The following is a 25,140-nucleotide window of genomic DNA, read 5'->3' as shown; positions in this document are numbered from 1 at the left end:
GCCCCATCGGGCCGACACCAGCGTGCGAGACACCCCCGCGCCCTCCCCCGTCGGGGCGAGGCATGCGCCTCAGCACAAGCCGGGCTTGGTGTAAATCCTGACCCGCTTCGGTCCATGTGCGAACGCAGCACGAACTGCATGAACTTTCATTTTTGACGCCGACTTCACATGGGGAGGAGCGCGTTATTGCAGTCGCACATCAGGACCGGACCATAGCCTTCGCGCGCTGAAAACGGTAAGCCTCGCGTAAACCGCCCCATGCCCAATCGGCCGAAACCGGGGTCCACCCGGCAATCCGCAAGTGGAGGAGACAACCATGGCAGCGGCAATCCCGATGGGCAATGCAGCGCCGATGACCCGCGAGGAGAAGAAGGTCATCTTCGCGTCGTCGCTCGGCACCGTGTTCGAGTGGTACGACTTCTATTTGTACGGCTCGCTCGCGGCCATCATCTCCAAGCAGTTCTTCTCGGGCGTCAACGAGACCTCGGCCTTCATCTTCGCGCTGCTGGCCTTCGCCGCCGGTTTCGCGGTGCGGCCGTTCGGTGCGCTGGTGTTCGGGCGCATCGGTGATCTGGTCGGGCGCAAGTACACCTTCCTGGTCACGATCCTGATCATGGGCATGTCCACCTTCATCGTGGGCATCCTGCCGAGCTATGCCTCATGGGGCATCGCGGCGCCGATCATCCTCGTGGCGCTGCGGCTGCTTCAGGGTCTAGCGCTCGGCGGCGAGTACGGCGGCGCCGCCACCTACGTGGCCGAGCATGCGCCCGCCGGCCGGCGCGGCGCCTACACAGCCTGGATCCAGACCACCGCGACGATGGGCCTGTTCCTGTCGCTGCTGGTCATCCTGGGCGTGCGTACCGCACTGGGTGAAGAAACGTTCCAGAACTGGGGCTGGCGCGTGCCTTTCCTCGTGTCGATCCTGCTGCTCGGCATCTCGGTGTGGATCCGCCTGTCGATGAGCGAATCGCCCGCCTTCAAGAAGATGAAGGAAGAAGGCAAGACCTCGAAGGCGCCGATCAGCGAGTCCTTCGGTCAGTGGCGCAACCTCAAGATCGTGATCCTGGCGCTGGTCGGTCTCGTGGCCGGCCAGGCGGTGGTCTGGTACACGGGCCAGTTCTATGCGCTGTTCTTCCTGACGCAGTCGCTCAAGGTGGATTCGGCCACGGCCAACATCCTGATCGCGCTGTCGCTGCTGATCGGCACGCCCTTCTTCGTGGTGTTCGGTTCGCTGTCGGATCGCATCGGGCGCAAGCCGATCATCCTCGCGGGCTGCCTGATCGCGGCGCTCACCTATATCCCGCTGTTCAAGGCCATCACGCACTACGCCAATCCGGCGCTCGAAGCCGCGCAGGCCAAGTCGCCCGTGACGATCGTGGCCGACCCGGGCAGCTGCCACTTCCAGTTCGAGCTGTTCGCCAACCCGAACAAGCCCAACTTCGCGTCGAGCTGCGACGTGGCCGCCTCGGCGCTGGCCAAGTCCTCGGTGTCATACAGCATCGTGCCGGCGCCGGCGGGCACGCTCGCCAATGTGCAGATCGGCGACAAGTCGGTGCAGAGCTTCGACGGCGAGCCGCTCGACGGCAGCGCCTTCAAGGCCAGGAACGCCGAGTTCACCAAGACGCTCGGCGCCGAGATCAAGGCCGCCGGCTATCCGCCCAAGGCCGATGACGCGCAGATCAACAAGCCGATGCTCGTGGTGCTGCTGACCATCCTCGTGATCTACGTGACGATGGTGTACGGCCCGATCGCGGCAATGCTGGTGGAGATGTTCCCGACCCGCATCCGCTACACCTCCATGAGCCTGCCGTACCACATCGGCAACGGCTGGTTCGGCGGCTTCCTGCCGACCATCTCGTTCGCCCTCGTGGCGGCCAACGGCAACATCTATCACGGCCTCTGGTACCCGATCGTCGTGGCCGGCATCACCTTCGTGGTGGGCCTGCTGTTCGTGCGCGAGACCAAGGACGTCGACATCAACGACGAACGCGTCGGCATGCGCGGCTGAGCCTCGGCCCCAGCCCAGGCAGAAAGGGGAGCTTCGGCTCCCTTTTTTGCTTGCATGGCAGGGCACGACGGCGCGGGAAAAGGCGAGGAGCATTCCCAAGGAACCTGTAGGTCTTTTCCTACGGTCGTGCGAGCGGCCTGCTGACGGGATGCTGCCGGCTCATCCGTCATCGCCGACGGCCGACTGCGCGGACAATCGGAGTCGACATGCGATCGAGCTCCCCGGGGTTGAATCGATCAGTCCTGTCGGCAGGCCGTCCGGACAATTCATGCCGGGCGATGGAATGAGCGAAGATGCGTGAGGCCACCGGTGATGCCGGAGCCAACAGCCTGAAGGCGCACGCGAGACTAGGCGGGAGTCGGCATGCAGACGGTGCATGTAGCCCAGATGGAGCGTCACAACATCATGGCGGTAGATGCCGCGCTCAGAATTTTCATCGTGGAGGACTCCCCGGTCATCCGCGATCGACTCATCCCGCTGCTCGAAGAAGTCAGGCATGTGAAGGTCGTCGGTTATGCCGAGACGGAGGCCGACGCAAAGCAATGGCTCTCGCAGAACCGCTGGGATGTGCTGGTGCTCGACCTGTGGCTGCGCGAGGGTACCGGCATCGGCGTGCTTACGTGGCTCGGCCAGCGGCCCGGCAGCGACCGACGCGCGGTGCGTCTGGTGCTTACCAACGAAGCCGGCCCCGAAGTGCGCGACCTCTGCCTCGCACTCGGCGCCGATGCATTCTTCGACAAGTCGGGCGAGATCGACGATCTCACCGACTACCTGCGCGACCGTCTGGGCGCTGGCGGCAATGACTGACCCCGCCTGACGGCGCGGTTGTGGCGCAGCCCGTGCGACGGATCCTTCGGTCCATCCACCGAGCGGGGCTGCGCACAAGCGACAAGGGCCGGTGATGCGTCGTCATCACCGGCCCTTGTCGCTTGTGTCGTCAGTCCTTCTAATTTGGCTTCACGCGAATGCTGCAAGCGTTTGCATCAGCCTAGCTTGATGCACGCCATGCGTGCATCCGAACGCCCTGCCGACCTCACTCGATGAGGCCCTGCTTCATGGCGTAGTAGGTGAGTTCGCTGTTCGATTGCAGGCTCAGCTTCTCGAACAGTCGTGCACGATAGGTGCTCACGGTCTTGACGCTCAGGTTGAGCGCCTCGGCGATGCCGGTGACGGTCTCGCCCTTGGCGAGCCGGAGAAAGACCTGCTGCTCACGATCGGACAGCTTCGTGTGCGGAGGCGCGGCATCCGGGTCGTCAATGCCGGCGGCGAGCATCTCGCCAACCGCCTGGCTCACGTAGCGCCGGCCCTGGGCCACGAGCCGGATCGCGCGCAGCACCTCGTCGGGATCGACGTCCTTGCGCAGGTAACCGCTGGCGCCCATCTTCATGAGGCTGAGCGCGTAGTTCTCCTCGGGGTAGCCCGAGAGGATGAGCACCGGCAGCTCGGGCTGGCCGGCCTTGATTGCGCGCAGGGTGTCGACACCGTTCTGCCCCGGCATCGAGATGTCGAGCAGCAGCACATCGCATCTGCCCGAACGGGCAATGTCGAGCGCGGCGCGGCCTGTATCGGCTTCAGCCGTGACTTCCATGTCGGCCTGGTCGGCGATGAACTGGCGGAACCCGGCACGGACAATCGCGTGGTCGTCGCAGATGGCGACTCGGATACGGATCGGCATGTGGCTCTCAGCGTGTGGCGGAAAAAAAGACGGGTACGCCTGACCTGAGTCGAGCGTACCCGAAATGCGCCCCAGTGTCGGGGGACGGGGCGCCGCAGGAGTGGGAACGCGAAGGTCCGACCTTCACTCGCGGGGAAGCAGATCGGACAGTTCGTCCGCGTGCTCCTCTTCCTTCGCGAGGATCGATTCGAGCAGCCGACGCGTAGTCGGATCACTCTCGCCGATCGCGTGAATCATTTCCGTGTAGGCCTGGACGGCAATCCTTTCGGCTACGAGGTTCTCGATGAGCATCTGTCGCAGTTCGGTGCCGGAAACGTATTCGGCATCGGAGCGCGCCGCGAAGCTCGCGGGGTTGAAATCGGGCGCACCACCCAGTTGCACGATGCGCTCGGCAATCTGGTCGGCGTGCTGCTGTTCTTCGTTGGCGTGTTCCAGGAATTCGTTCTTGATCGCCGGCGACACAGGCGACTTGGCGACAAAGTGGTGCTGGCGATAACGCAGCGCGCAGGTCAGTTCCGTGGCCAGCGCGTTCTGCAGCATCGCGATCACCGCCTCGCGGTCGGCGCCGTAGGCGACGGTCACCGCACCATCACTGACGCTGCGGCGTGCTTCTGCGCGCAGCGTGTTGCGATCGGTCAGGCCAGGGCGCTTCGCGTGCAACAAGGTCATCGTCGGCTCCTCGTTTCGTCGTGAATCCAGGTGGCCCATCGCCATGTTCACCGGTCGCCGCCGATGGCGACGGGGGTGTTACACGCGGTCACCGTCCCTTCCCGCGTCAGCTTGGCGTGGCGCTTTTCAAGGCAGCATCAACCGGCTGTCGGCGCCGCGTGGCGGCTTGCCAGCGCGAAGTGGATGGGCCTATTGTCGGCAGCCCGACGGGCGCCGCCTGCAAGCGGCATCCGCAAGCCGCCGTCGGCCCATTCCTACATTTGCCGTTCCGCCACCCGCCGTGCCCCGAGCACTCGCCGGTATCCGTACACCGCCTCCCGGCCGATGCCCCAGTTTCTTGCCCGTCTCCTGCCGGCTCTGTTCCGGCGCCGCCGCTCTGATGGCCCCATCCCTGCCGGCATGCCCGCGCCCCTGGCCGAGCCGCCGCGCGGGCGTGCGCTGTCGCGCGGGTTGTTCGTGTGCGCGACGCTGTCGCTCGTGCTGCTCGCGCTGTCGGAGTACAGCCATCACGAGGCCGCCAAGGGTTCGTCGAAAGTGACCGAGCGGCTGGAGATTCAGCGCACGCTCCAAGCCATCACCGGCTCGCTCGTCGATGCGGAGTCGAGCCAGCGCGGCTTCGTGCTGACCGGCGACGAGCGCTATCTCGCGCCCTACCGCAACGCGATCGACACGGCGGTGCGCAGCATGAACATCTGCCGCAACCACTATCTCAACGACGCGGCCGGCCAGGGCCTGTACGTGCCGCTAGCGCGCGCGGCGGCTGCGCGCATGAGCGAGCTGGACGTGTCGCTGCGGCTGCGCCAACGCGGCAACGGCGAGGCCGCGACCGACGTCATCCGCACCGACGTCGGCCTCGAGAAGATGCAAGCCGTGCGTGACGGCGTGGATCGCCTGCTCGCCTACGAAGACCAGCGCCTCCAGGCCATCACGCGCGACTGGGAACGCACCGCGAGCTGGGCCCGGCTCGGCATCGCCTTCGCGACGGTGTTCGTGCTGCTGAGCTTCGGCCTGTTCCTGCGCCACAGCGAGCGCATGGCGCAGGAGTCGGAGCGCCAGCGCCGCGCCATCCAGCGCGAACGCGACGAGCTCGACGTGCGCATCGCCGAGCGCACCGCCGAACTCATCCGGCTCGCGAGCCATCTGCAATCGGCGCGCGAGGACGAGCGCGCACGGCTGTCGCGCGAGCTGCACGACGAGCTGGGCGCGATCTTCACCGCCGCCAAGTTCGACCTCGCCGCCGCCACCGGCCGGCTCAAGGGCGCCGACGAGAAAGCGCTTGCAAGGCTGCGCAGCCTGAAGGAACTGCTGGAGCACGGCGTCGCGCTCAAGCGCCGCATCATCGAGGACCTGCGCCCGTCCACGCTCACCTCGCTCGGCTTCGTGCCCGCGCTCACGGGCTATGCCGAGCAGCAGCGCCAGCGCCTCGGCGGCGAGCTGGCGCTCGACATCGAACCGACGGTGAGCGTCGATGAAAGCTCAGGCCTCGCGCTCTACCGCGTCGCGCAGGAGGCCTTCACCAACATCTACAAGTACGCCAACGCGAGCCATGTGCGGCTGTCGCTGCGCAGCATCGAGGGCGAGGTGCAGCTCGTGGTGGAGGACGACGGCATCGGCTTCGACACCGCGCTGCTGGCCGAGACGGCCGGCCACGGTCTGGCCGGGATGAAGTACCGATTGATGAGCCTGGGCGGCCGGCTCAAGGTCGAGTCGGCGCCGCGACGCGGCACGCGCGTGGCGGCCTGCCTGCCGGCGCGCACCAATCCGGAAGTCGCGCCGACCGCCCTGCGGCCCTGATGACAGCTGTAGTCCTGCGCCGACAGCGGGGCGCGTAACACTGCGACACAACCGGAACCGACGGGCCCACAGGTAGGGCAGCGCCCCGCGACGACACTTCCTCCACGCCGCGAAGCCGACGGCGCGCCAGCAAGGAGAAGCCCATGCTGTACCACGTCGTCGTGTTCCTGATGATCGCCATTCTCGCCGCGCTGCTGTGCGTGGGCGGGTCGCTGCTCGCCTCGGTGGGCGTGACCTGGCTGCTCGCGGTGTTCGTCGCGATGGCGCTCATGAGTTTCGTGAGCGATCTCGTCGTCGGCGTGCTTGAGCATGCGCAAGACCGGCAACCCCGGGCCGGAAGAAGCTGATTCCGGGGGCAAGCCCCAACCAACCGAAGGAGAAAGCCATGAGTTCGATCGCATCGTCGCTGCGCGCCCGCACCACCACCGCCGCCAGCGAATCGGCCGCCGCCGGCCGCATCGCCAAGGACTTCGAGCAGCTGCTGTCCGACATCGCCAGCGCGTCGAGCGAGGAACTCCTGGCATTGCGCGAGCGCATCGCCGACGGCACCACGGTCATGAGCGACCGCGCCGCCGCGCTGGCTCAGGTCACGACCGAATTCGCCCGCGCCAAGGTCGAAAGCGCCCGCGCGTTGGCCGAGCAGGGTGCCCAGAACACCCGCGAGATCGTGCGCGACAAGCCGCTGCAATCGGTCGCGGTGGCCGCTGGCGCCGGCTTCGCCCTGGGCGTGCTGTTCGCCCTGCTGCGCGGCCGCGACTGAGGCCGGCATGCCGCGCGATCCCCACACCGCCCGAGCCGAGGCTTCGCCGCTGCACCGGGCCGAGACCGCCGCCACCCGCCTCGCGCGCCTGCTGCTGCGGGCCGCCGAAGAGGACATGCGGCTGATGGTGATGCGCGGCGTGGTCGCCAGCGTGGGCGCGGTGGTGGCGACGCTCGGGCTGATCGGCCTGATCGTCGTCGCCATCGTGCTGCTCTGGGACACCTGGGCCGGCGTGGCGCTGGCCGTGGCGACGCCGCTGGCCCTGCTGGTTGGCGGCATCGGCGCCCTCATGTGGGCCGACCGCGAACGCGAGAGCCTGACCATCGAGCTTGGCGTGAAGCTGCGCGAGATGGTGGCCGAAAGCCTCACGCCCTCGGCGCTGCTGCGGCAATTCCTGCGCCGCTCGGCGGGCGCCTCCACCACCGCCCCAACACCCGGCGCCGACACCGCCACCGGCGCCGAGCTTGCCGGCGCGATGGCGGCCAACGCGGCGCGTGGTGCAGCCGCGCTGGCGCCCCATCCGCTTGCCGCGGCAATCCCGGCCACTGGCAACGATGACGATTTCAACCGCCGCGTGGCTGACGCGATCGAGGCCGAACTCGAACGCCGGCGCCGGGTCGCGCGCGAGCCGGTTGAGCCAGAGCCGGCCGCTGCCTACGACGAAGCGGCGCACTACGAACAAGCCGCGCCCAGCATGCCGGGAGCGGGCCCGACCGGCGCCGACCACCCGGCTGCTCCTCCGACCACCGCCGCGCCCATCCCGGCCGCGCCTCCCGACCTGCTGACCGAGACCGTCGGCCTCGCCGTCGATGCCTTTGGCCTGTCGCGCCGGGCCCGGCTCTGGCTGATGGTCGGCGCGTCGGCCGGCCGACTGGTGCTGGCTGAACGCGCCGTACGCTCGACAACACGCCGGCCCGGCCCGACGCTCGATGACGCGACGCTCGATCCGCCGGTCGTCGCCCGGCCATCCGCCGAACCATCCACCGTCCCTGCCTCGGATATCGGGAGTACAGACACGGGCGTCCGGACTGGGAGTACAGACGCGGGTGTCGGGACCTCGGGCAGGAATTCAGGCACAGGGACGCCGGTCGCCGACCTGCCCGCCTCCGCCATCGTCGCGGCCGGCACCGCCGCCGGTGCCAGCGTGATCGCCGGCGGCGCCGGCATGGTCGAGCGCGCCGCCGATCGCATCGCCGGCCTGGCCGACGACATCGGCGCCATCGCGCACGACAAGGCCGACCGGGCCGAGGCGCGCGCCCGCGCCGCCGAGGCCGAAACCGAGGCGATCGCACCCGCGACCGCCGACGACGGCATCGCGCCGCGCTGACGCCGGCACCGGCAGCAGCGGCACCAGCGCCGCCAGCCATTGCCGCGCGGTCGCTTCCCAGGTGCGGCCGGCGGCCGAGGCCGCCACCGCCGCCCGATCGAGCCGCAGCGCCGCGCGGCAGGCCACGCCGAGGTCGGCATCGAGCACGCCGCCTGCACCCACCACATCCACCGGTCCCGTCACCGGAAACGCCGCGACCGGGCAGCCGCAGGCCATCGCTTCCAGCATCACGAGGCCGTAGGTGTCGGTGCGGCTCGGAAACACGAACACATCGGCCGCGCGGTAGTAGCGAGCCAGTTCGGCATGAGCGCGCGGCCCGAGCCAGCTCACTGCGGGATGGCGCGCGCGCAGCCGGGCCAGCTCCGGCCCGCCGCCGATCACCACCTTGCTGCCCGGCAGGTCGAGGTCGAGAAAGGCGTCGAGATTCTTCTCGCGCGCGATGCGTCCGACGCTCAGGAAGATCGGGCGCGGCAGCGCGGCGAATTCCTCCGGCAGCTCGCCGAACCGATCGGGCAGCGCGTCGCGTGATTCGCGCGGCACGCCGGGCGATATCGGCGCGCCCGGTCCCGGCGATGTCGCCATGCCCGGCTCGCCGCCGGCATGGAACAGCGCCTCATCCACCCCGCGCGACCACAGCCGCAGATGGCGGAAGTCGCGTGCCGCGAGTTCGTCGCGCATGGTCGCGGTCGGCACCAGTACGCGGCGCGCCGGTCGGTGGAACCAGCGCAGCGCCGCATGCCCGAGCGCGGCCGGAATCCCGAGCCGCGCCGCGAGGTACTCCGGAAAGCGCGTGTGATACGAGGTGGTGAAGCGCCAGCCCTGACGCACGGCGCGCAGCCGCGCCGCGAGGCCGAGCGGCCCCTCGGTGGCGATGTGCAGCGCATCGGGCCGACCGCCCGGCAGGCGAGCCAGCGCGGCGTCGAGCACGCGCGCCGGCGCGAGACTCAGACGCACGCCGGGCTCGGTCGGCGCGGCCATGGTGGGGCCGTCGCCGGGCGCTGCCACCTCCACGCGCAGGCCGAGCGCGCGCACCTCGCGCAGCACCTCGGTCCAGGTCCGGACCACGCCGTTGACCTGCGGCTCCCAGGCGTCGGTGACGAGCAGGATGTTCATGGGCCGCCGACTCTGGAACCGCTTCGCGGCAGCGCCATGACGCGGCCATGACGCGGCGGTGAAGCCGGCCGCGCGGCGCCGCGGGCCGCCTTCGCCAACCCGCGCCCCGGCGCCAACCGCCGCCGCCCACGGATGCCGAAAGCTGCCGGGCATTCCGCGCGATGTTCGGCCCACCACCCGCGCGGGTGGCTGCCGATACTCGCCGGCATCGTCCCTTTCGTGCGTTGGCCGTCCGGCCGGCGTGCTCGCCGCCATGTCCGCTCCGCCCCTCGCGCGGCCGACCGCGCCCGACGCGCAGTCCCGTGCGCGCGCGGCGGGGCCGGCGCTGGCGCTGTTCTTCCTCGTGTTCGGCATCTCGCTGCTCGCGCTGCGCCAGGCCCATGTGACCGGCGCGCTCGTGCCCACGCTGCTGCCCGAGGCCTTCGTGCTCGGCGCGCTGCTGCGCCGCGCGCATGACGGGCGCGGCCCCCTGCTGGCGGCCGGCCTCGCCGCCATCGGGCTGGCCCAGGTCGCCGCCAGCCTTGCCGGGCTGCTGCCGCTGGCGCTGGCGCTGGCCTGGGCGCTGGCTCAGGCCATCACGATCGGACTGGCCAGTCATGTGTTCGCGCTGCTGGGCGTGGACGCGCGCAACGCCAGCGATCCGAAGCGCCGCATCGCCGCCTTCATCATCGTCGGCGGGCCTTGCGCCGTGCCGGGCGCCGTCATTGCCGGCATCGCGGCAGGCGTGATCTGGAAGATCGACGGCTGGGCCGCCGCCCAGCTCTGGTGGGCGAGCGACGCGCTGCTCATCACCACCCTAGTGCCGCTGGCGATCTCGCTGTCGCGCGTGCAGGTCGCACGGCTGTTCGGCCGCGCGACGGGGGACGGGCGCGGCGGCGCGCGCGAGGGCGGGCTCGAACTGGTGTTCGCGCTGATCGTCGTGGTGGCGATCGCGGCCATCGCCACTTCGCATGCGCCGCACTGGCTGATGATCGTCGAGATACCGCTGGGCATCGCGGCCCTGCGCTTCAGCGTGCTGGCCACCTGCGTGCTCACGCTGGCGATCCAGACCACGGTGTTCGCCGCCTTCGGTGGCAGCCCCTTCGGCGCCGAGCGCCACGATGCCTTCCTCTACCTGGCAATGACGCTCGCGGTCGTGTCGCTGCCGCCGCTGGCGATCGCCTATCTGTTCGCGGGCATGCGCCACAAGCACCGCCATCTGGCCGAGAGCGAGGAGCGCTTTCGCGGCGCGATGCACGACTCGCCGATCGGCATGGCGCTGGTCGGCCTCGACGGCCGGGCGATCGAGGTCAACCCCGCGCTGTGCCGCATGCTCGACCGTCCGCGCGTCGCCCTGCTCGCCCGTCCGCTGGACGCGGTGCAGCCGCGCGACGTGCCCCGGCTGCGCGCGCGCCTGCGCCGGCTGCTGCGGCGCGTCACGCGCGGGCCGGTGCAGCCGCGCGCCGGCAGCGCGCCGGCCGATCCGCGCGATCCCCTCGTCGAAGGCGGCACGCGCGCCACCGTGCCGACCGGCGAGTTCGAGATCCGCCTGCGCCGCCGCGACGGCAGCCTGCTGCCCGCCGCCATCGCCGCCTCGCTGGTGCGCGGCAGCGACGGCCGGCCGCTGCACTTCGTGCTCCAAGCCTACGACCTCACCCAGGCCAAGGCCGCCGAGGCCGCGCTGCGCGACAGCTGGTGGCGGCTGGAACGCGTGTTCCAGGGCAGCGACGACAGCTACTGGGATCTCGACATCGCCAGCGGCCGCATCTTCTGCGGCGACAGCCTGCTGACCAGCCTCGGCCATCCGCCCGGCCTCGCCTTCGACCTCGCGGCGCTGCTCGCGCTCACCCATCCCGACGACCTGCCCGCGCTGCGCGCCGCCCTGCTCGAACATGTGGAGGGCCGCAGCGCCCGGCTCGCGGTCGAGCACCGCATGCGCGGCGCCGACGGCAGCTGGCGCTGGGTCTTCCTGCGCGGGCGCGCCTACGACCGCGACGCCGACGGCCGCGCCACCGGCATCGCCGGCATCCACACCGACACCACCGAGCGCCGCCTGCTCAACGACAGCCTGCTCGAACACACGCGCGCCCTGGCCGAGGCACGCAAGCTGGCCCAGGCGCGCAGCAACTTCCTCGCGAACATGAGCCACGAGATCCGCACGCCGCTGGCGGCGGTGATCGGCAACACCCAGCTCGCGCTGCGCTCGGTGCCCTTCGGCGTCGAGGACGGCGTGCGGCCCTATCTGGAGCGCATCGAGAAGTCGGGCGCGCTGCTGCTCGCGCTCGTCAACGACGTGCTCGACCTGTCGAAGATCGAGGAGAACCGCCTCAGCCTGGAACGCATCGAGTTCGAGCTGGGCGATCCGGTCGATCAGGTGGTCGAGATCGCGGCCGACCGCGCCTCGGCCAGCCACATCGCGCTCATCGTCGACGAAGACCCGGCGCTGCCGCGACGCGTGATCGGCGATCCGCTGCGGCTGACCCAGGTGCTGCTCAATCTCGTGACCAACGCGGTCAAGTTCACCGAGCGCGGCAGCGTGACGGTGCGGCTGCGTCGCGCCGGCCCCGAAGGCGGTCTCGTGGCCGAGGTGGAGGACACCGGCATCGGCATCGCGCCCGAGCATCTGGCGCGGCTGTTCTCGCCCTTCGAGCAGGGCGACGGTTCGCTCACGCGGCGCTTCGGCGGCACCGGCCTCGGGCTGGCGATCTCGCAGCGGCTGGTCGGGCTCATGGGCGGGCGCATCGAGGTGAGAAGCGAGATCGGCCGGGGCAGCTGCTTCACCGTGCGCCTGCCGGGGCTGACCGAGGTGCCGCCGCCGCACACGCCGGAACCGCCGCGCCGGCGCGTGCTGCTGGCCGCGCTGCCGCCCGCGAACGTGGCGCCGGTCAGCCGCTGGCTCGGCGCGCGCGGACTCGAAGTGCTGACGCTGGACGAGGCCGAACTGGCCGCGCCCGGCGACGCGGCGGCGCCGACTTCCGGCACCGGCGGCAGAGCCAGCACCGGCATCCTCACCGCCCTGCTCTCGCCCGCCGGCCCGGGCCACGCCCGCGCGCCCCGGCCACGACGCGATGATCTCGTCATCGCGCCAGCCGGCCTCGCGCGCGACCGGCTCGAAGCCCTCGCGCGCCAGTGCGTCGCCGCCGGCGCGGAGCTGGTGCTGCTGGTGGCCTCGGGCGCGGTCGCGCCGGCGCTTGCCGGCCTGCCCTTCGCGGCCCGCACCCTGGCCACGCCGCTGCGCGCGCGCCATGTGCATTCGCTGCTCGCGCGCCACGAGGCCGAGACGCGCAGCACGCCCGAAACACCGCTGCTCGCCGGCCTGCACCTGCTGCTGGCCGAGGACAACCCGCTCAACCGGGACATGGTGGGCGAGATGCTCGGCCGCGCCGGCGCCACGCTCGACTTCGCCGAGAACGGCCAGGAAGCGGTCGAACGCATCGAGGGCGACGGCGGCCGCTACGCCGCCGTGCTCATGGACATCCAGATGCCGGTACTCGATGGCATCGAGGCGGCGCGCCGCATCCGCGCGCTCCAGCCCCGGCTGCCGATCATCGCGCTCACCGCCCACGCGCTCGCCGACGAGCGCCGGCGCGCCCAGGAAGCCGGCATGGTCGCCTACCTCACCAAGCCGGTGGACTTCGCGCTGCTGGAGCGCGCGGTGGCGGACTTTGCCGGCCTCGGCAAGCCGGGTTCGCGGCCGGCCGGGCTCATCACGCGCCCGCCCGCCTATGCCGACATGCCGGTCATCACCTCGCTGCTGCAAGGCGCGGTCGCGGCGCGGCTCGACGCCGATGCCGGTCTGCGTCTCGTGGGCGGCATGCGCGACCTGTACGCGCGCGTGCTGCACGGCTTCGTCCAGGCCTATGCGGGCGGCCTGCCGCTCACGCCCGAAAGCGGCGCCGCCGACGTGGCGCGCGCCGTCCACACGCTCAAGGGCCTGTCGGCCCAGATCGGCGCCACCCGGCTGCACCGCGCCTGCCTCGCCTGGGAAGCGACCTGGCGCGAATCAACCCGGGGCGTCGTGCCCATGACCCTGCCTCCCGACGCACTGCCGCCCAACGGACTGCTGCTGTCGGAATTGCGCGCGGTCGTGGCCGAAGCCCAGGCCTGGCTCACGGCCGAGGCCGCGCCCGGTGCCGAGATGGCGCATTGAGCCGGCTGGCGGCAGCGTCCGGCCGCGGACGGCGCGCCCCATCGCGCGTGTCGTCCGGCCGGACGAGCCGCCAACCGCAGATCGCCGCGCGACGAGCCGTCGCCGCCGGTCGGCGCATCATGTCGTCCGGCGCGCGTGATCGACCGGTCGCACGCCCGTTCCAGCCGCAGCCCGACCAACGGCAGCGAATGCCGACTAACGTGCAGCCAAGCCGATGCACGCCGGCGCGTCATCATGCGAGACTAGGAAAAACTCTTAGCAAACCTGAGCCATGGCCGATCCCCTCACCTTCGCCCTCACGCGTCCCGAGCTCGCGGCGCGCCTTGTTTCCTTCCAGCGCAACCGCATGCCCGAAGCCGGGGTGGATGCGGCGTACAAGCAGTTCTTCGAGAGCGTGCCGATCGACGCCCGTTCCGATGCGCATGAATTCGCGATCCTCACGCGCATGCCGGTGGTCTGGACCCAGGCCGACAGCATCGACGAGCCCGAGGAAGGCGTGATCGGCGCGCCGGGCTTCGTGCGCTGCTGGCTCGAAGGCCGCGAAGGCTGGCGCATCCTCGGCGCCTCCGGTCCGGTGCAGACGCCCGAGGTCGACGGCCGCGCCCGCCGCCTCGAAGTGCGGCTGGACGTGGCCGCGCCCAACGGCGCCTTCGGCTTCCCGGTCATGGCCATCATCGACGGCGAGTACGACATGGCCAAGGCCGCGACCGCCTCGGCCGAGTACCTCAAGGAACATGGCCTGTGGGAGGAACAGGTGCCGCGCACCTTCCTGGTGGCGCTGTTCCTCTTCCTCGCGCCCCAGCTGGAGCAGGTGGTGGGCTGGTTCCAGAACCCGTCGCAGAACCTGCGCTTCGGCAAGCCGCGCCGCGTGCGCGCCTTCGAGGCCGTGGGGCTGGAAGTGCTCGACTATCCGGTGGCGCCGGCCAAGCCGGTGTGAGCCGGTCCGGCCTTGTGCCGGAAGCGGGAGTTGCAAATGAAAAACGCCGGGCATGACCCGGCGTTTTGCTGGATGGCGAGTGGCGCTGGATGTGACGTGCCGGTTGGGAAGCGGGCGAGGGTGCGGGCCGGCGCGGTCGCATGGCCTGGGCGTCGGCCGATCAGCCGGCTTCCACCTCGTAGCCCGCGTCGTCGATGGCGGCGGCGAGCGTGGCGCGCGGCAGGTCGCTGCTGATCTCGACCGTGCCGGTGTCGAGATGCACGACCACCTCGGCGGCCGGATCGACGCCGTGCAGCGCATTGGTGACCGAGCGCGCGCAACCCTGGCAGGTCATGCCGCCGACCGTGATTCGATGTTCCATCGTCCGTTCTCCGCTGGATTGGGCCGCGTCAGCGCGGCAGGTTTTCGAGATCGAGCTTGAGCTTCCAGCTGCCACCTTCGCAGCTCCAGGCATGAAGGAAGCCGTAACCGCGTTCGTTGCCGTCGGTGCGCACGAGGCCGGTCATGACGGCGAGGTCCTGCGACTTGGCGACCCAGGTGCCCCGCATCTGGGCGTCGCGCCAGTTGGGGCCGGCGCGCGGCGCGCTCGCGGGCGCGACCGGGGCGAGGTCGCTGCGCAGCACCACGGCGTCGGCGGCATAGAGCCGCGCGGGCGCGCCGGCACCGCCGGCACGCGCATCGACCACCTGGCGCTCGGCGCTGCCGAGGGCGTTGGCATCGCAGCTGCCGGCGGGCGCGGCCCAGGCGAGCAGCGGCAGGCCGGCCACGGCATCGACCGCGCCGGGGGCGTCGCCGTGCGGCAGGGCGGCATCGACCTGGAGTTTCCAGGCGCCGTCATCATCGGTGCGCCAGACGGCGACGTAATGGCCGCGATCGTCGGGCGCGGCGGTGGCGCTGGCGGCCGATTCATACGGACCGACGCTCACGGCGAGATCGGCCGACTTCGCGACGATCACGCGCTCGGGCGCGCGGCGCAGACGGCGCGAATCGCTGTCCTGGCCTTGCAGCAGGCTCGGACCGTTGACCGGCGCCGGCCGTAGCAGCAGGCCGGTGCTGGCGAGCAGGTCGAGATAGCCCTCACGCACGCCGCGCCGCTCGGCAATGCCCACCAGCAGGGTGTCGGCGGCGATGACGGGACGCTCGGCATCGGCCGCGCACGCCGGCATGGCGGCTGCGCCGATGCCGAGCGCTCCGACGAGCGCCACCACACGGCGAACGCGCGCCGGCCGCGCCGTGCCGGCGGGCGAGCTCATGCGCGGGAAAGCCGGCATCGCGGCAGGAGCGAGGGAAGAACGCACCGGAGAAACCGGCGGAACGAGGCGGGCGGCGGAAGCTTTCATGCGAGGCGGAAACGGCATGGAGGGTCGGCGCGCCGACGGCGCGAAGCCGGCGAATGTACGCCAGCGACAGACTTCACCACGTGGCAACCGCCGCATCCGCGGTCGGGCATCAGGCCGCCGGCACGGCCTCGTCGGCCACCACGCCGGACGCGCCGCCGGCCGGCGTGAGCAGATGGCGCAGGAGGTCGGCCACCGGACGGATGTCGGCGCCGAAGGGCAGCGTGCCCGCGCCACGGAAGAACAGGCCCTTGTCGGCGTCACCGTCGAGCGCGAGGCCGAGCTGGTGGTCGATGCAGAACTGGCCCCAGGTCTTTTGGCCGTCGCGCAGGCCGCATTGCGCCAGACAGTCGAAGGACTTGGTGCAGCGCGACTTCTGGTGCGCGTGCTCCTGCAGGCGCGGCTCGGCGAGCAGGTACTTTTCCAGCCAGGGCGTACGCACCGCGCGCGCCGGCAGACCGGCCACGCTGGTGAACTCGATCACGTCCTCGGGCCGGGCGCCCGCGAGCACGGCCTTGAACTGCGCCGCCGCATCACTCTCGCGCGTGACGGCGAAGGGCGTGCCGAGCTGGACGCCGGCCGCACCCAGCGACTGGAGCTGCGCGATCTCGGCATGGCTGCGCACGCCACCGGCTGCGATGACGGGCACATGCTCCAGCCCGGCCGAGCGCAGGAAGGCGACGGTCTCGGGAATCACGCGCTCGAAGTCGAAGCGCGGGTCGTTCACGTCGGCCACCTTGGCGGCGCCCAGATGCCCGGCGGCCTTGCCCGGATGCTCGATCACGATCGCGTCGGGCGCGCGACGCTTGCGCTCCCACTTCTTCACCACGAGCGCCACGCCGCGCGCATCCGACAGGATGGGCACGAGCAGCGCCTTGGGATGCTCGGCCGCGAGGTCGGGCAGGTCGAGCGGCAGGCCGGCGCCCACCACCACCGCGTCGATGCCGCATTCGAGCGCGTGCTTCACGTGCGCCGCGTAGGCGCTGATCGCGCGCATCACGTTGATGGCCAGGAGGCCGCGCCCCTGCGACAACTCGCGCGCAGCACGGATCTCGCGGGCCAGCGCCACGAGGTTGGCCGCGTCGATCGCGCGCTTGGTGTCCTCGCCCGGCGGCAGGGTGCGCGTCGCGGCCATGAGGTCGGGATGCAGGCGGCGCAGATCGACCGACGACAGCGTGCCCACGCCGCCCGCCGCCGCCACGGTGCCCGCGAGCCGGTGCGCCGACACGCCCACGCCCATGCCGCCCTGCACGATCGGCAGCAGCTCGCGTCCGCCCAGGGTCAGGGACTTGAGCCCGCTGGCGAAGAACGGGGCGACGAAATCGGGCGCGATGGAGGTAAGCACGGGCGTATCGAGGGGATTCATGGGGAGTGCCGGCGGAGACGGCGCGACCGGCGGAGAGCGGTCGGCACCGGGGCGGATCTGCCCGGAAGCGGCGCCGCCGACCCTAGCGACCCACCCCGGTGGCCGGCTTGACGTGGCGCAATTGCCGACGAAACAAGTGGACTTTGGACGACAGGCGCAAGCCGCGCTCCGCGCCCGCCCGCCGCCACCGCCCGCGCAGGCCCGACCGCCCGGCTCGCGATGGCGCGGAGCTGGCGCACCGCCGATTCAGCCGCGCGCCAGCTCCGCCACCAGCGCCTGAAGCGAGGCGAACTCGCGCGCGTCCAGCCCGTGCGCGCCGCCGGCCTGCAAGGCGGCCATGTCGCGCGCCTCCTGCATCTGGCGCGCGAGCAGCTCGATGTGGGGCAGCACCGTGCCGAAGAACACCGGCTGCAAGCGGCCGTCCAGTTCGCGCGCGAGCAGCACGGTCGGAAAGTTCTCGATGTCGAGATCGCCGATGCGGTCGGCCTCGTCCTCGATGTCGATCCAGCCGAAGCGCGCGTGGGGATGGCGCGCGGCGAGCGCGTCGAACAGCGGCCGGTACTCGCGGCAGGTGCCGCACCACTCGGCGCAAAGGCAGACCACATGCAGGGCGGGAGAGGAGGCGCTCATTTGTTTTTCGGGGCGGAACGACGGGCTCGTGCGGGCGTGACGGTCTTGCGGGCGTGACGGCGGACTTGCGGACATGGCCGCTGACCCTCGCGCGGCGACGGGCCGATACGGGCCGGCAGTCCGCCGCATGCTAACCCGCGCCAAACTTGCGGCCGCTCCGCCAACTTCCGCGCAAAGAACGCCATGACCACTCCCTCCCCGCTCGACCTGCTCGACGCACGCTACGGCGCCGATGCGCCCGCCATCGCCGCCGACGCGCCCTGGAATGCCGTGCTCGACAGCCTGCTCGGCCACGCCTCGGTGCGCGCCTTCCTGCCCGACGCCCTGCCCGCCGGCGCGCTCGAAGCCGGCATCGCCGCCGCGCAATCGGCCGCCACCTCGTCCAACCTCCAGGTGTGGAGCGTGGTCGCCGTCGAGGCGCCCGAGACCAAGGCCAAGCTGGCCGACTGGACCGGCGGCCAGAAGCATGTGAGCGACTGCCCGACCTTCCTCGTCTGGCTCGCCGACCTGGCCCGCCTGCGCCGCTGCGCCGAGCGCGCCGGCAGCCCGTCCGAAGGGCTCGACCATCTGGAGATGCTGCTGGTGGGCGTGATCGACGCGGCGCTCGCGGCGCAGAACGCGGTCGCCGCCTTCGAGTCGATGGGGCTCGGCAGCGTGTACATCGGCGGCATCCGCAACCAGCTCGACAAGGTCGCGGCCGAACTGAAGCTGCCGCCGCTCGTCACGCCGGTGTTCGGCCTGTGCGTCGGCACGCCGGCCAGGGCCGGCGCCGTCAAGCCGCGTCTGCCGCAAGCCGCCGTGCTGCACCGCGAGCATTACGACCTCGACGCCCAGGACGCCGTCATCGACGCCTATGACGCGACGATGCAGGGCTTCTACACGTCGCAGGGCATGAAGGCGCACAAGTGGACGCCGCACAGCGTCAAGCGTATCGCCGACGCGGCCGCGCTCACCGGCCGCGACCTGCTGCGCCAGAAGCTCGAAGCGCTCGGCTTCCTGATGCGCTGAGGCCGGCCATGCCTACCCGCCAATCCGCCCGCCTCTGCCCCGTGCCCGAGGGCAGCGCCATCGCCGCGCTGCTGCCCGGCGCGCACTTTCACGATGCCTGGATGATCCGCGTGGCCGATGCCGAGGCCGGCCCGCTCGAACTCTTCCTCGCCGCCGCGCGCCGCACGCCAGCCTGGGTCGACGGGCTGATGGCACTGCGCAACCGGCTCGCGCGGCTGGTCGGCCTGAAGGATCTCGGCGGCTTCGACCCGACCTTGCGGCGCCCGGCAGACAGCTACCGGCCCGGCGAGCGCGTGGGCATCTTCACGCTGCTGTCGGTGGCGCCCGACGAGGTGCTGCTCGGCGACGACGACCGCCATCTGCGCGTGGTGATGTCGCTGCGGCGGACGGCGCTGGCCGAGGGTGGCGCGATGCTCGTCACCACGACGGTCGTGCATGTGCGCAACCGGCTCGGGCGCTTCTACATGCTTCTGGTACGACCGCTGCACCGGCGCATCGCGCCGGCCTTCCTGGAGCGCATCGGCGCGCCGGACTGAGGCGCGGCCGTCGGCGGAGCACCCGCCGCGGCCTCGGGCCATCGGCCGCCGCGCCGGCTGGCATGGCTCGCCGCCTCAGCCCGCCAGCGCCGGCACCGTTCCGCCTTCGCTGGCGGGCAACCGGTCTTCCGCCGTGAGCGGGATGCGCAGGCTCACGGCCGTGCCGCCGGCGGTGCGCGGACGGTATTCCAGCTCGCCCTGGAGCGCGCGGGCGAGGCCGGCCGCGATGCGCATGCCCAGCCCCTCGCTGGCGTCGGGATCGAAGCCGGCGGGCACGCCACGCCCGTCATCCTCGACGCAGAGCACCACCGAGCCATCGCCGCCGCAGGTCACATGCACCTCGATCAGCCCGGTTCCCTCGGCGCCGAAGCCGTGCTTGACGGCATTGGTGATCAGCTCCAGCAGCAGCAGCGCCAGCGTGGTGAGCCGGTCGAGCCCGAAGCGCACGTCCACCGCCACCACCTCGCAGCGCAGCCCGATCCGGCCCTGGGCCAGCAGGAAGTCGGCGCACAGCGCCTCCAGTACCGAGGCCAGCGGCTGGTCGAACACCTGCGGGTCGTAGAGCCGCCGGTGCATGCGCGACATCGCGTCGAAGCGCAGCCGCGCGTCGGCCAGCGCAGCCGCCGCCTCGTCGTTGTGCGCGAGCCGCTTGCGCTGGCGCGCGAGCAGCGTGCTCACGTGCATGAGCGAGTTGGCCACGCGGTGCTGCAATTCGTGGAACAGCACGGTGCGCTGGTCGAGCAGCTCGTCGGTGCGTGCCTGGGCACGGCGCAGCCGGCCGAGCGCGTCGGTCATCAGTTCGATCACGATGATGTCCACCAGCCCCACCACGATGAAGAAGCCGAGCGCCACCCCCGACTGCGCATTCACCGTGAAGGTCTGGCGCGGTTCGATGAACCAGTACCAGGCCGACAGCGTCGAGAGAAAGGCGCAGGCCAGCGCCGGCCGCCAGCCGCACAGGAAGGCGCTCAGCACGATGGCCGGGAAGAAGGTGAGGAAGGGAAAGCCGTTGGGCAGCGCGTTGTCGCACGCGAAGCGGATGCCGAGGGCGCTGCCGAACAGCAGCAGGCTCAGACCGTAGCTGCGCCAGGCCGAGCCGCGCACCCGCGCCACCCGCGCCAGGACGGCCTGGACGACGCCCTCGGCATCGACGACGTTCATTGCGGGCTCACGCCGAGCAGGCGGTCGATCAGCGCTTCCAGCTCGTCGATGTCGAAGGGCTTCTGCAGCGTGTGCACGCGGCGGCCGAAGTCGAGCGGCGGCAGCGCATAGCCCGACGTGACGATGACCGGAAAGTCGGGCGCGCCGGCCACCACATGACGCGCGATGTCGAGGCCGGAAATGTCGGGCAGGCGGATGTCGGTCACGAGCAGGTCGGCCGTCGAGCGCGCGAGGAAGTCGAAGGCGCCACGGCCGTCGCCGCAGCCGACCACGCGGCGCGTCGGCGCCGCGAGCAGGTCGGCCAGGGTGTCGCGGATCTGGGCGTTGTCCTCGACGATCAGGATGGTGTGCGGAGCGGACATGGGCGGCGAAGGTGCGCAGCGGCCGGCGCGATCGACAATCGATCGCATTCAGCCGCAAGCATGCACGACGCGCGCCCGCGCGGCGTCGGCGCGGCGGCTGGAAAGGTGGCGGCGCGCGCCGTCATCCGCGGCGCGGCAACGGCCCTCGGAGCGCGCGGCTCGCGTCCCCGCCGGCGCGCATGGCCGCGCAAGCCGAAGCAGCCGCCTCGCCCTCAGATGCCCAGCGCCCGCACCAGCGCCGGCACGAACAGCGCCGTGACGATCGCCGTCAGCCCCATCGCCAGCGCCGCGAAGGCACCGGCCGTCTGGTTCACGCGCAGCGATTCGGCGGTGCCGATGCCGTGGCAGCCCAGCCCCATCGCGAAGCCGAGCGCCTGCGGCAGCCTCACGCGCGCCAGCCGCAGCGACGCGAGGCCGAAGGCGATGCCGCTCATGCCGGTGAACATCACCATCACCGCCGCCAGCGACGGAATGCCGCCGATGCGCTCGGTGATGCCCATCGCGACCGGCGTCGTGACCGACTTGGTGGTGAGCGTGAGCAGCAGCGTGCGGTCGAGCCCGAACAGCCAGCCGATCGCCAGCGCCGACACGGTGGCGAACACCGCGCCCACCACCACGGTGACGAGCACCGGCACGGCCAGCCGCTTCACCGACAGCACGTTGGCGTAGAGCGGCACCGCCAGCGCCACCGTCGCCGGCCCGAGCAGGAAGTGCACGAACTGCGCGCCCTCGAAGTAGGTGGCGTAGGGCGTGCGCGTGGCCGCGAGCACCGCGATCACCAGCCCGATCGCGATGAACACCGGATTGAGCCAGGCGCGCCGGCCGGACTTCTCGAATATCCACAGCCCTGCGAGATAGGCGCCGAGCGTGAGCAGCAGGCCATCGAGCGGCGTCGGCGCGAGGTAGATCCAGATTTCGGACAGGCGGGTCGTGCTCATGCGCGGTCTCCGGGGAGCGGGCCGGCGGCGCGCGAGGCGGCCTGACCGCCCGGCGCGGCGGCCGCTGTCGTCGCGGAGTTGTCCACCGTTCCCGCGACCGACCCGCCGTCCTCCGCCGTGCCGGTCCATCGCATCATCAATTGCATCGTCCAGCCGCAGACCACCAGCGTCAGCACCGTGCTGATGACCACCGTCGCGATCAGCCCGAGCCAGTGGCCCTGGAGCCGGTCGATCTGCGAGATCAGGCCGGCGCCGGCCGGCACGTACAGCAGCCCGAGATGGTCGAGCAACCCGCGCGTCGTGTTTGCGAACGGCACCGACAGGCGCCGCCGCGCCATCAGCGTGAGCAGCAGCAGCGCCATGCCCAGCACCGGCCCCGGCAGATCGAGCCCGAAGAAGCGGACGGTGACCTCGCCGACCAGTTGATAGACGAGCAGCACGACAAGGCTGGCAACCATCGTTTCCCGTTCCTGTGGATAAGCCCGGTGGGCCGAAAAGGCAGCAAGCATGCCGCCCGCAACCGGCGATACCCGGCGCCTGACATGCCGGTGTTACAGCCCGGCGCGAAGCCACAACACTGCCGCAAGGGGCGGCTTTTGCGCGTCGTTGTCCTTATGAAGCAGTTTCAGTTTTGAATTGAAGCTGATGATGATCGGTCACTGTTTCTGTGGATAACTTCGGCTTCGGCTTTGGGTTCAAGCACTTGGGGCTACTGACAACTCCCGGTGAATCGCTGCCGGGTTCTGTGGATGGCGCAGGATGGATTCCGGCCGTTTCGGCTCGGGTCGGGACTTGGTCCCAATCGCTCAGAAACTTATCCACAGATTTCACGACCGACCGGCAGCGTGGCGCGGCGCGACAATCCGGTGATGTCTGCTCCCTCCCCTGCGCGCTGGCTGTTCGGCCTCATCGGCGTGTTCGCCTTCATCAACGTCTATTCGATCCAGTCGGTGCTGCCCGACCTGATGCGGGCCTTCGATGCCTCGGCGCCGGCAGTGGGCGCGACCGTCGGGGCGACGGTGATGGCGGTGGCGCTGCTGTCGCCGCTGACGGGGATGGTTTCGGACGCGCTCGGGCGCAAGCACTTCGTGGCGGGGTCGATGCTGGCGGTGGCGCTGCCCACCATCGCGATCGGCTTCGCGCAATCGCTGCCGCAGGTGGTGGCGCTGCGCTTTGCCGAGGGGCTGTTCATCCCTGGCATCACCGTGGTGATCGTGGCCTACATCGGCGAGGAGCTGGAGCACGGCCGCATGACCGCCGCGATGGGCGCCTATGTGGCGGGCTGCGTGCTGGGCGGCTTTCTCGGCCGCTTCCTGACCGGGCAGATCACGGAGCTGGCGGGCTGGCGCGCGGCCTTCGTGGCGCTGGGCCTGCTCAATGCGCTGGGCGGCGTGGTGGTGCTCAAGCTGCTGCCGGCGTCACGGCGCTTCGTGGCGCGGCGGCAGGTGAACGTGGCGCTGCGCGGGCTGGCCGGGCATGCGCGCAACGGCCGGTTGCTGGCGGCCTGCGCGGTGGGTTTCTGCGTGCTGCTTTGCCAAGTGGGCGTGTTCACCTACGTCAACCTGCTGCTGGCCGGGCCGCCCTGGGGCTACGGGCCGGCGGCGCTGGCCAATGTGTTCACCATCTACCTGCTTGGCTTCATGGCGGCGCCGCTCACCAACCGGCTGCTCGGGCCGCTCGGCTACCGGGGCACGCTGGTGCTGGCGCTGGGCGGCGGGGCGCTGGGGGCGGTGCTCACGCTCATCCCCGATTTCCTGTGGGTGATGGTGGGGCTGGCCTTTGCCAGCACGGCCACCTTCGTGGCGCAGACGGTGGCGATCAGCTTCGTCGCGGCCAATGTGCGCGAGGGGCGGTCGCTGGCCTCGGGGCTCTACAACGCCGTGTATTACGCGGGCGGCACGGCGGGCGCGCTGCTGGGCGGCGTGCTGTGGCGGCACTTCGGCTGGCAGGGCGTGATCGCGATGGTGCTGGCGGCGCAGGCGGGCGGCAGCCTGCTGGCGTGGACGCGCTGGGCACCGACGCGGGCGCCGGGCTGAGCCGGGCAGCGGGACCGGCGGACGGCGCATCAGGCCAGACCAGCCCGGTCCTGACGGCAGCCGCGCCCGGAACTTGAGGGGCACGGCGGATGCGAATTGCCACTCGCCACCCGCCATGCTCCGCCCGCCGGACGCGCGGCGCGGCACCGAAGATGGGGCCACCTCCAGAACAAGCCCCACTCCCATGCTCGTCGCCCGAATCTCCCTGCGCGCCAAGCTGCTGCTCGCGCCGCTGGTCGCCATAGCGGCGCTCGGCTCGGTGTCGCTCGCCGCCCTCCACGTGCTCGACCACGAAACCGCGCACGCCGCCGACGCGGTCGAGCGCAACCTGTCGGCGCTGCGGCTTGGCGCCAGCGTGGCGCCGGCGCTGGCCGACAGCCAGACCGCCGCCCGCCGCGTCGCGCTCGGCTTGGCCGCCGACCAGCCCGCCGCCGATCTCGCCAAGTCGCGCGAGGCCGCGCGCGCCGGCCTCGCCCGTGCGACCGAAGCCCTGTCCGCCCTCGCCGACGAGGCCGACCTGCCGGCCGCCAGCGCCGACGTGGTGCGCGGCTTCGGCTTCGATCTGCGGCCCTACCGCGCCACCCTCGACGACCTGCTCGACAACCGCCTCGCGCCCGACGCCGCCACGCTGGCCACGCTCATGGCCTCGACCGAGCGCCAGGCCGATCGGCTGCAACGCCGCGCGGTCGAGCTGACCGACAGCCTGGCCGCCGTCGGCCATGACGACACGCTCGCCGTGCTGACCGCGAGCCGGGGCTGGCTGCGCGGCCTGCTGGTGGCGCTGGGCATGGCGCTGCTGCCGAGCCTTGCGATCGCCTTCGTGGTCGAGCGCCGCGCGCTGGCCGACATCCGGCTGCTGGCGCAACTGGTGGAGCGGCTGCGCCTCTCGGGCAGCCCGGTCGAGCAGGCCAGCGCCACCGCGATGGCGAACGCGATGGCCAGCGCCTGCGCGATGGCCGCCGGCAATGCCGCTCACGGCGCGGTGCCGCCGCCCCAGCCGGCCGACTTCACCGGCGCGGTCGAGGCGCTCGCCTTCCGGGGCAACCTGCTCGCGCTCAATGCCGCCGTCGAGGCCGCGCGCCATGCCGGCCCGGGCAATGCCATCGCCAGCGTGGCCGAGGACGCGCGCCGGCTGGCCCAGGCCGCGACCCTCATGGCCGATGAATGCCGCTGGCAGCAGCGGCTGGCCGACCTCGACGCCGCCGCGCGCGCCGCCTGCATGGCCGACGACGCGCCCGCCGCCTCCGCGCCCGGCCCCGTGGCCGGCGTCATGCCCGCGCGCGCCGGCGCCTGCTTCACGCCGCCGCAGGTCCATCTGCGCCACGACCTCGGCCGCGAAGACTGACCCGCGCCA

At 71.4% G+C, this 25,140-nt stretch carries 22 protein-coding genes and 1 pseudogene; 12 read left to right on the top strand and 11 right to left on the bottom strand.

Going from position 1 to position 25,140, the window contains the following annotated elements:
* Nucleotides 1–316 precede the first annotated feature (316 nt).
* Nucleotides 317–2,008 (top strand): MFS transporter, encoded by a 1,692-nt coding sequence (locus tag H566_RS0115355; RefSeq protein ID WP_028312126.1) that lies wholly within the window; start codon nt 317–319, stop codon nt 2,006–2,008.
* 363 nt (nt 2,009–2,371) lie between these two features.
* Complete coding sequence (locus H566_RS0115350) at nt 2,372–2,815, top strand: response regulator (RefSeq protein ID WP_245591376.1); 444 nt, start codon at nt 2,372–2,374, stop codon at nt 2,813–2,815.
* Nucleotides 2,816–3,041: 226 nt separating this feature from the next.
* On the opposite strand, the gene H566_RS0115345 is transcribed toward H566_RS0115350, so the two are convergent.
* Together H566_RS0115345 and H566_RS0115340 are read right to left on the bottom strand one after the other, a co-directional pair.
* Complete coding sequence (locus H566_RS0115345; protein WP_034411882.1) at nt 3,042–3,683, bottom strand: response regulator; 642 nt, start codon at nt 3,681–3,683, stop codon at nt 3,042–3,044.
* A 123-nt stretch (nt 3,684–3,806) separates the two neighbouring features.
* Entirely contained in the window at nt 3,807–4,352 is a 546-nt protein-coding gene (locus tag H566_RS0115340; protein WP_028312123.1) for a ferritin-like domain-containing protein, read from the bottom strand.
* Nucleotides 4,353–4,751: 399 nt separating this feature from the next.
* On the opposite strand from H566_RS0115340, the gene H566_RS0115335 reads away from it, so the two are divergent.
* The 4 genes from H566_RS0115335 to H566_RS30135 all read left to right on the top strand — a co-directional run bounded on the left by H566_RS0115335 (nt 4,752) and on the right by H566_RS30135 (nt 8,233).
* Complete coding sequence (locus H566_RS0115335; protein ID WP_051378827.1) at nt 4,752–6,146, top strand: CHASE3 domain-containing protein; 1,395 nt, start codon at nt 4,752–4,754, stop codon at nt 6,144–6,146.
* Nucleotides 6,147–6,289: 143 nt separating this feature from the next.
* Entirely contained in the window at nt 6,290–6,493 is a 204-nt protein-coding gene (locus H566_RS0115330; RefSeq protein WP_028312121.1) for a hypothetical protein, read from the top strand.
* A gap of 38 nt (nt 6,494–6,531) precedes the next feature.
* Nucleotides 6,532–6,906, top strand: coding sequence for a glycine zipper domain-containing protein (locus H566_RS0115325; protein ID WP_028312120.1), 375 nt, complete (start codon nt 6,532–6,534; stop codon nt 6,904–6,906).
* Between the two features lie 7 nt (nt 6,907–6,913).
* A complete protein-coding gene (locus H566_RS30135) occupies nt 6,914–8,233 on the top strand; it encodes a phage holin family protein (RefSeq protein ID WP_245591375.1) in 1,320 nt (439 codons plus the stop codon).
* Nucleotides 8,234–8,236: 3 nt separating this feature from the next.
* Here H566_RS30135 and H566_RS25550 read toward each other — a convergent pair.
* Nucleotides 8,237–9,346 (bottom strand): annotated as a pseudogene (locus tag H566_RS25550) (glycosyltransferase family 4 protein); the annotation flags it as partial.
* A gap of 253 nt (nt 9,347–9,599) precedes the next feature.
* Here H566_RS25550 and H566_RS0115315 point away from each other — a divergent pair.
* Together H566_RS0115315 and H566_RS0115310 are read left to right on the top strand one after the other, a co-directional pair.
* Complete coding sequence (locus H566_RS0115315) at nt 9,600–13,475, top strand: ATP-binding protein (protein ID WP_156924453.1); 3,876 nt, start codon at nt 9,600–9,602, stop codon at nt 13,473–13,475.
* 271 nt (nt 13,476–13,746) lie between these two features.
* Nucleotides 13,747–14,412: a hypothetical protein gene (locus H566_RS0115310; protein WP_028312118.1), complete on the top strand. Its 666-nt coding sequence runs from the start codon at nt 13,747–13,749 to the stop codon at nt 14,410–14,412.
* Between the two features lie 160 nt (nt 14,413–14,572).
* On the opposite strand, the gene H566_RS0115305 is transcribed toward H566_RS0115310, so the two are convergent.
* From H566_RS0115305 to H566_RS25540, 4 genes are all read right to left on the bottom strand, one after another.
* On the bottom strand, nt 14,573–14,773 hold the full coding sequence (locus H566_RS0115305; RefSeq protein WP_028312117.1) for a heavy-metal-associated domain-containing protein: 201 nt from the start codon (nt 14,771–14,773) through the stop codon (nt 14,573–14,575).
* A gap of 28 nt (nt 14,774–14,801) precedes the next feature.
* Entirely contained in the window at nt 14,802–15,665 is an 864-nt protein-coding gene (locus H566_RS0115300; RefSeq protein ID WP_028312116.1) for a hypothetical protein, read from the bottom strand.
* A 196-nt stretch (nt 15,666–15,861) separates the two neighbouring features.
* Nucleotides 15,862–17,115: an NAD(P)H-dependent flavin oxidoreductase gene (locus H566_RS25545; protein ID WP_084545153.1), complete on the bottom strand. Its 1,254-nt coding sequence runs from the start codon at nt 17,113–17,115 to the stop codon at nt 15,862–15,864.
* Between the two features lie 246 nt (nt 17,116–17,361).
* Complete coding sequence (locus H566_RS25540; RefSeq protein ID WP_084545151.1) at nt 17,362–17,745, bottom strand: thioredoxin family protein; 384 nt, start codon at nt 17,743–17,745, stop codon at nt 17,362–17,364.
* Between the two features lie 183 nt (nt 17,746–17,928).
* Here H566_RS25540 and H566_RS0115285 point away from each other — a divergent pair, with 183 nt between their 5' ends.
* Both H566_RS0115285 and H566_RS0115280 read left to right on the top strand, forming a co-directional pair.
* Nucleotides 17,929–18,753 carry a nitroreductase family protein gene (locus tag H566_RS0115285; protein WP_028312115.1) on the top strand — a complete coding sequence of 275 codons (825 nt, stop codon included), beginning with the start codon at nt 17,929–17,931 and terminating at the stop codon, nt 18,751–18,753.
* A gap of 8 nt (nt 18,754–18,761) precedes the next feature.
* Nucleotides 18,762–19,289 (top strand): DUF2867 domain-containing protein, encoded by a 528-nt coding sequence (locus H566_RS0115280; RefSeq protein WP_034411881.1) that lies wholly within the window; start codon nt 18,762–18,764, stop codon nt 19,287–19,289.
* 75 nt (nt 19,290–19,364) lie between these two features.
* On the opposite strand, the gene H566_RS25535 is transcribed toward H566_RS0115280, so the two are convergent.
* The 4 genes from H566_RS25535 to H566_RS25530 form a co-directional block, all read right to left on the bottom strand.
* Nucleotides 19,365–20,450: a sensor histidine kinase gene (locus tag H566_RS25535; protein ID WP_051378826.1), complete on the bottom strand. Its 1,086-nt coding sequence runs from the start codon at nt 20,448–20,450 to the stop codon at nt 19,365–19,367.
* Nucleotides 20,447–20,812, bottom strand: coding sequence for a response regulator (locus H566_RS0115270; protein ID WP_028312113.1), 366 nt, complete (start codon nt 20,810–20,812; stop codon nt 20,447–20,449). Before H566_RS0115270 ends, H566_RS25535 begins: the two co-directional genes overlap by 4 nt.
* 212 nt (nt 20,813–21,024) lie before the next feature.
* Nucleotides 21,025–21,750 carry an LrgB family protein gene (locus H566_RS0115265; RefSeq protein WP_028312112.1) on the bottom strand — a complete coding sequence of 242 codons (726 nt, stop codon included), beginning with the start codon at nt 21,748–21,750 and terminating at the stop codon, nt 21,025–21,027.
* Complete coding sequence (locus H566_RS25530) at nt 21,747–22,208, bottom strand: CidA/LrgA family protein (protein WP_051378825.1); 462 nt, start codon at nt 22,206–22,208, stop codon at nt 21,747–21,749. Before H566_RS25530 ends, H566_RS0115265 begins: the two co-directional genes overlap by 4 nt.
* Nucleotides 22,209–22,619: 411 nt before the next feature.
* On the opposite strand from H566_RS25530, the gene H566_RS25525 reads away from it, so the two are divergent.
* On the top strand, nt 22,620–23,786 hold the full coding sequence (locus H566_RS25525) for an MFS transporter (protein WP_169732543.1): 1,167 nt from the start codon (nt 22,620–22,622) through the stop codon (nt 23,784–23,786).
* Between the two features lie 184 nt (nt 23,787–23,970).
* Nucleotides 23,971–25,131, top strand: a complete 1,161-nt coding sequence (locus H566_RS0115250; RefSeq protein ID WP_028312111.1) for a methyl-accepting chemotaxis protein — start codon at nt 23,971–23,973, stop codon at nt 25,129–25,131.
* The last annotated feature ends 9 nt before the right edge of the window (nt 25,132–25,140 follow it).

The sequence above is a fragment of the Derxia gummosa DSM 723 genome, assembly GCF_000482785.1.
Classification (GTDB): domain Bacteria; phylum Pseudomonadota; class Gammaproteobacteria; order Burkholderiales; family Burkholderiaceae_E; genus Derxia; species Derxia gummosa.
The sequence above is the reverse complement of the archived record's forward strand: the minus strand, read 5'-3'. Positions and strand labels throughout refer to the sequence as shown.

Excerpts from the sequence above, each read along its gene's own strand:
- H566_RS0115355 (WP_028312126.1), top strand. The coding sequence starts at position 317 with ATGGCAGCGGCAATCCCGATGGGCAATGCAGCGCCGATGACCCGCGAG.
- H566_RS0115350 (WP_245591376.1), top strand. The coding sequence starts at position 2,372 with ATGCAGACGGTGCATGTAGCCCAGATGGAGCGTCACAACATCATGGCG.
- H566_RS0115345 (WP_034411882.1), bottom strand. The coding sequence starts at position 3,683 with ATGCCGATCCGTATCCGAGTCGCCATCTGCGACGACCACGCGATTGTC.
- H566_RS0115340 (WP_028312123.1), bottom strand. The coding sequence starts at position 4,352 with ATGACCTTGTTGCACGCGAAGCGCCCTGGCCTGACCGATCGCAACACG.
- H566_RS0115335 (WP_051378827.1), top strand. The coding sequence starts at position 4,752 with ATGCCCGCGCCCCTGGCCGAGCCGCCGCGCGGGCGTGCGCTGTCGCGC.
- H566_RS0115330 (WP_028312121.1), top strand. The coding sequence starts at position 6,290 with ATGCTGTACCACGTCGTCGTGTTCCTGATGATCGCCATTCTCGCCGCG.
- H566_RS0115325 (WP_028312120.1), top strand. The coding sequence starts at position 6,532 with ATGAGTTCGATCGCATCGTCGCTGCGCGCCCGCACCACCACCGCCGCC.
- H566_RS30135 (WP_245591375.1), top strand. The coding sequence starts at position 6,914 with ATGCCGCGCGATCCCCACACCGCCCGAGCCGAGGCTTCGCCGCTGCAC.
- H566_RS0115315 (WP_156924453.1), top strand. The coding sequence starts at position 9,600 with ATGTCCGCTCCGCCCCTCGCGCGGCCGACCGCGCCCGACGCGCAGTCC.
- H566_RS0115310 (WP_028312118.1), top strand. The coding sequence starts at position 13,747 with ATGGCCGATCCCCTCACCTTCGCCCTCACGCGTCCCGAGCTCGCGGCG.
- H566_RS0115305 (WP_028312117.1), bottom strand. The coding sequence starts at position 14,773 with ATGGAACATCGAATCACGGTCGGCGGCATGACCTGCCAGGGTTGCGCG.
- H566_RS0115300 (WP_028312116.1), bottom strand. The coding sequence starts at position 15,665 with ATGAGCTCGCCCGCCGGCACGGCGCGGCCGGCGCGCGTTCGCCGTGTG.
- H566_RS25545 (WP_084545153.1), bottom strand. The coding sequence starts at position 17,115 with ATGAATCCCCTCGATACGCCCGTGCTTACCTCCATCGCGCCCGATTTC.
- H566_RS25540 (WP_084545151.1), bottom strand. The coding sequence starts at position 17,745 with ATGAGCGCCTCCTCTCCCGCCCTGCATGTGGTCTGCCTTTGCGCCGAG.
- H566_RS0115285 (WP_028312115.1), top strand. The coding sequence starts at position 17,929 with ATGACCACTCCCTCCCCGCTCGACCTGCTCGACGCACGCTACGGCGCC.
- H566_RS0115280 (WP_034411881.1), top strand. The coding sequence starts at position 18,762 with ATGCCTACCCGCCAATCCGCCCGCCTCTGCCCCGTGCCCGAGGGCAGC.
- H566_RS25535 (WP_051378826.1), bottom strand. The coding sequence starts at position 20,450 with ATGAACGTCGTCGATGCCGAGGGCGTCGTCCAGGCCGTCCTGGCGCGG.
- H566_RS0115270 (WP_028312113.1), bottom strand. The coding sequence starts at position 20,812 with ATGTCCGCTCCGCACACCATCCTGATCGTCGAGGACAACGCCCAGATC.
- H566_RS0115265 (WP_028312112.1), bottom strand. The coding sequence starts at position 21,750 with ATGAGCACGACCCGCCTGTCCGAAATCTGGATCTACCTCGCGCCGACG.
- H566_RS25530 (WP_051378825.1), bottom strand. The coding sequence starts at position 22,208 with ATGGTTGCCAGCCTTGTCGTGCTGCTCGTCTATCAACTGGTCGGCGAG.
- H566_RS25525 (WP_169732543.1), top strand. The coding sequence starts at position 22,620 with ATGTCTGCTCCCTCCCCTGCGCGCTGGCTGTTCGGCCTCATCGGCGTG.
- H566_RS0115250 (WP_028312111.1), top strand. The coding sequence starts at position 23,971 with ATGCTCGTCGCCCGAATCTCCCTGCGCGCCAAGCTGCTGCTCGCGCCG.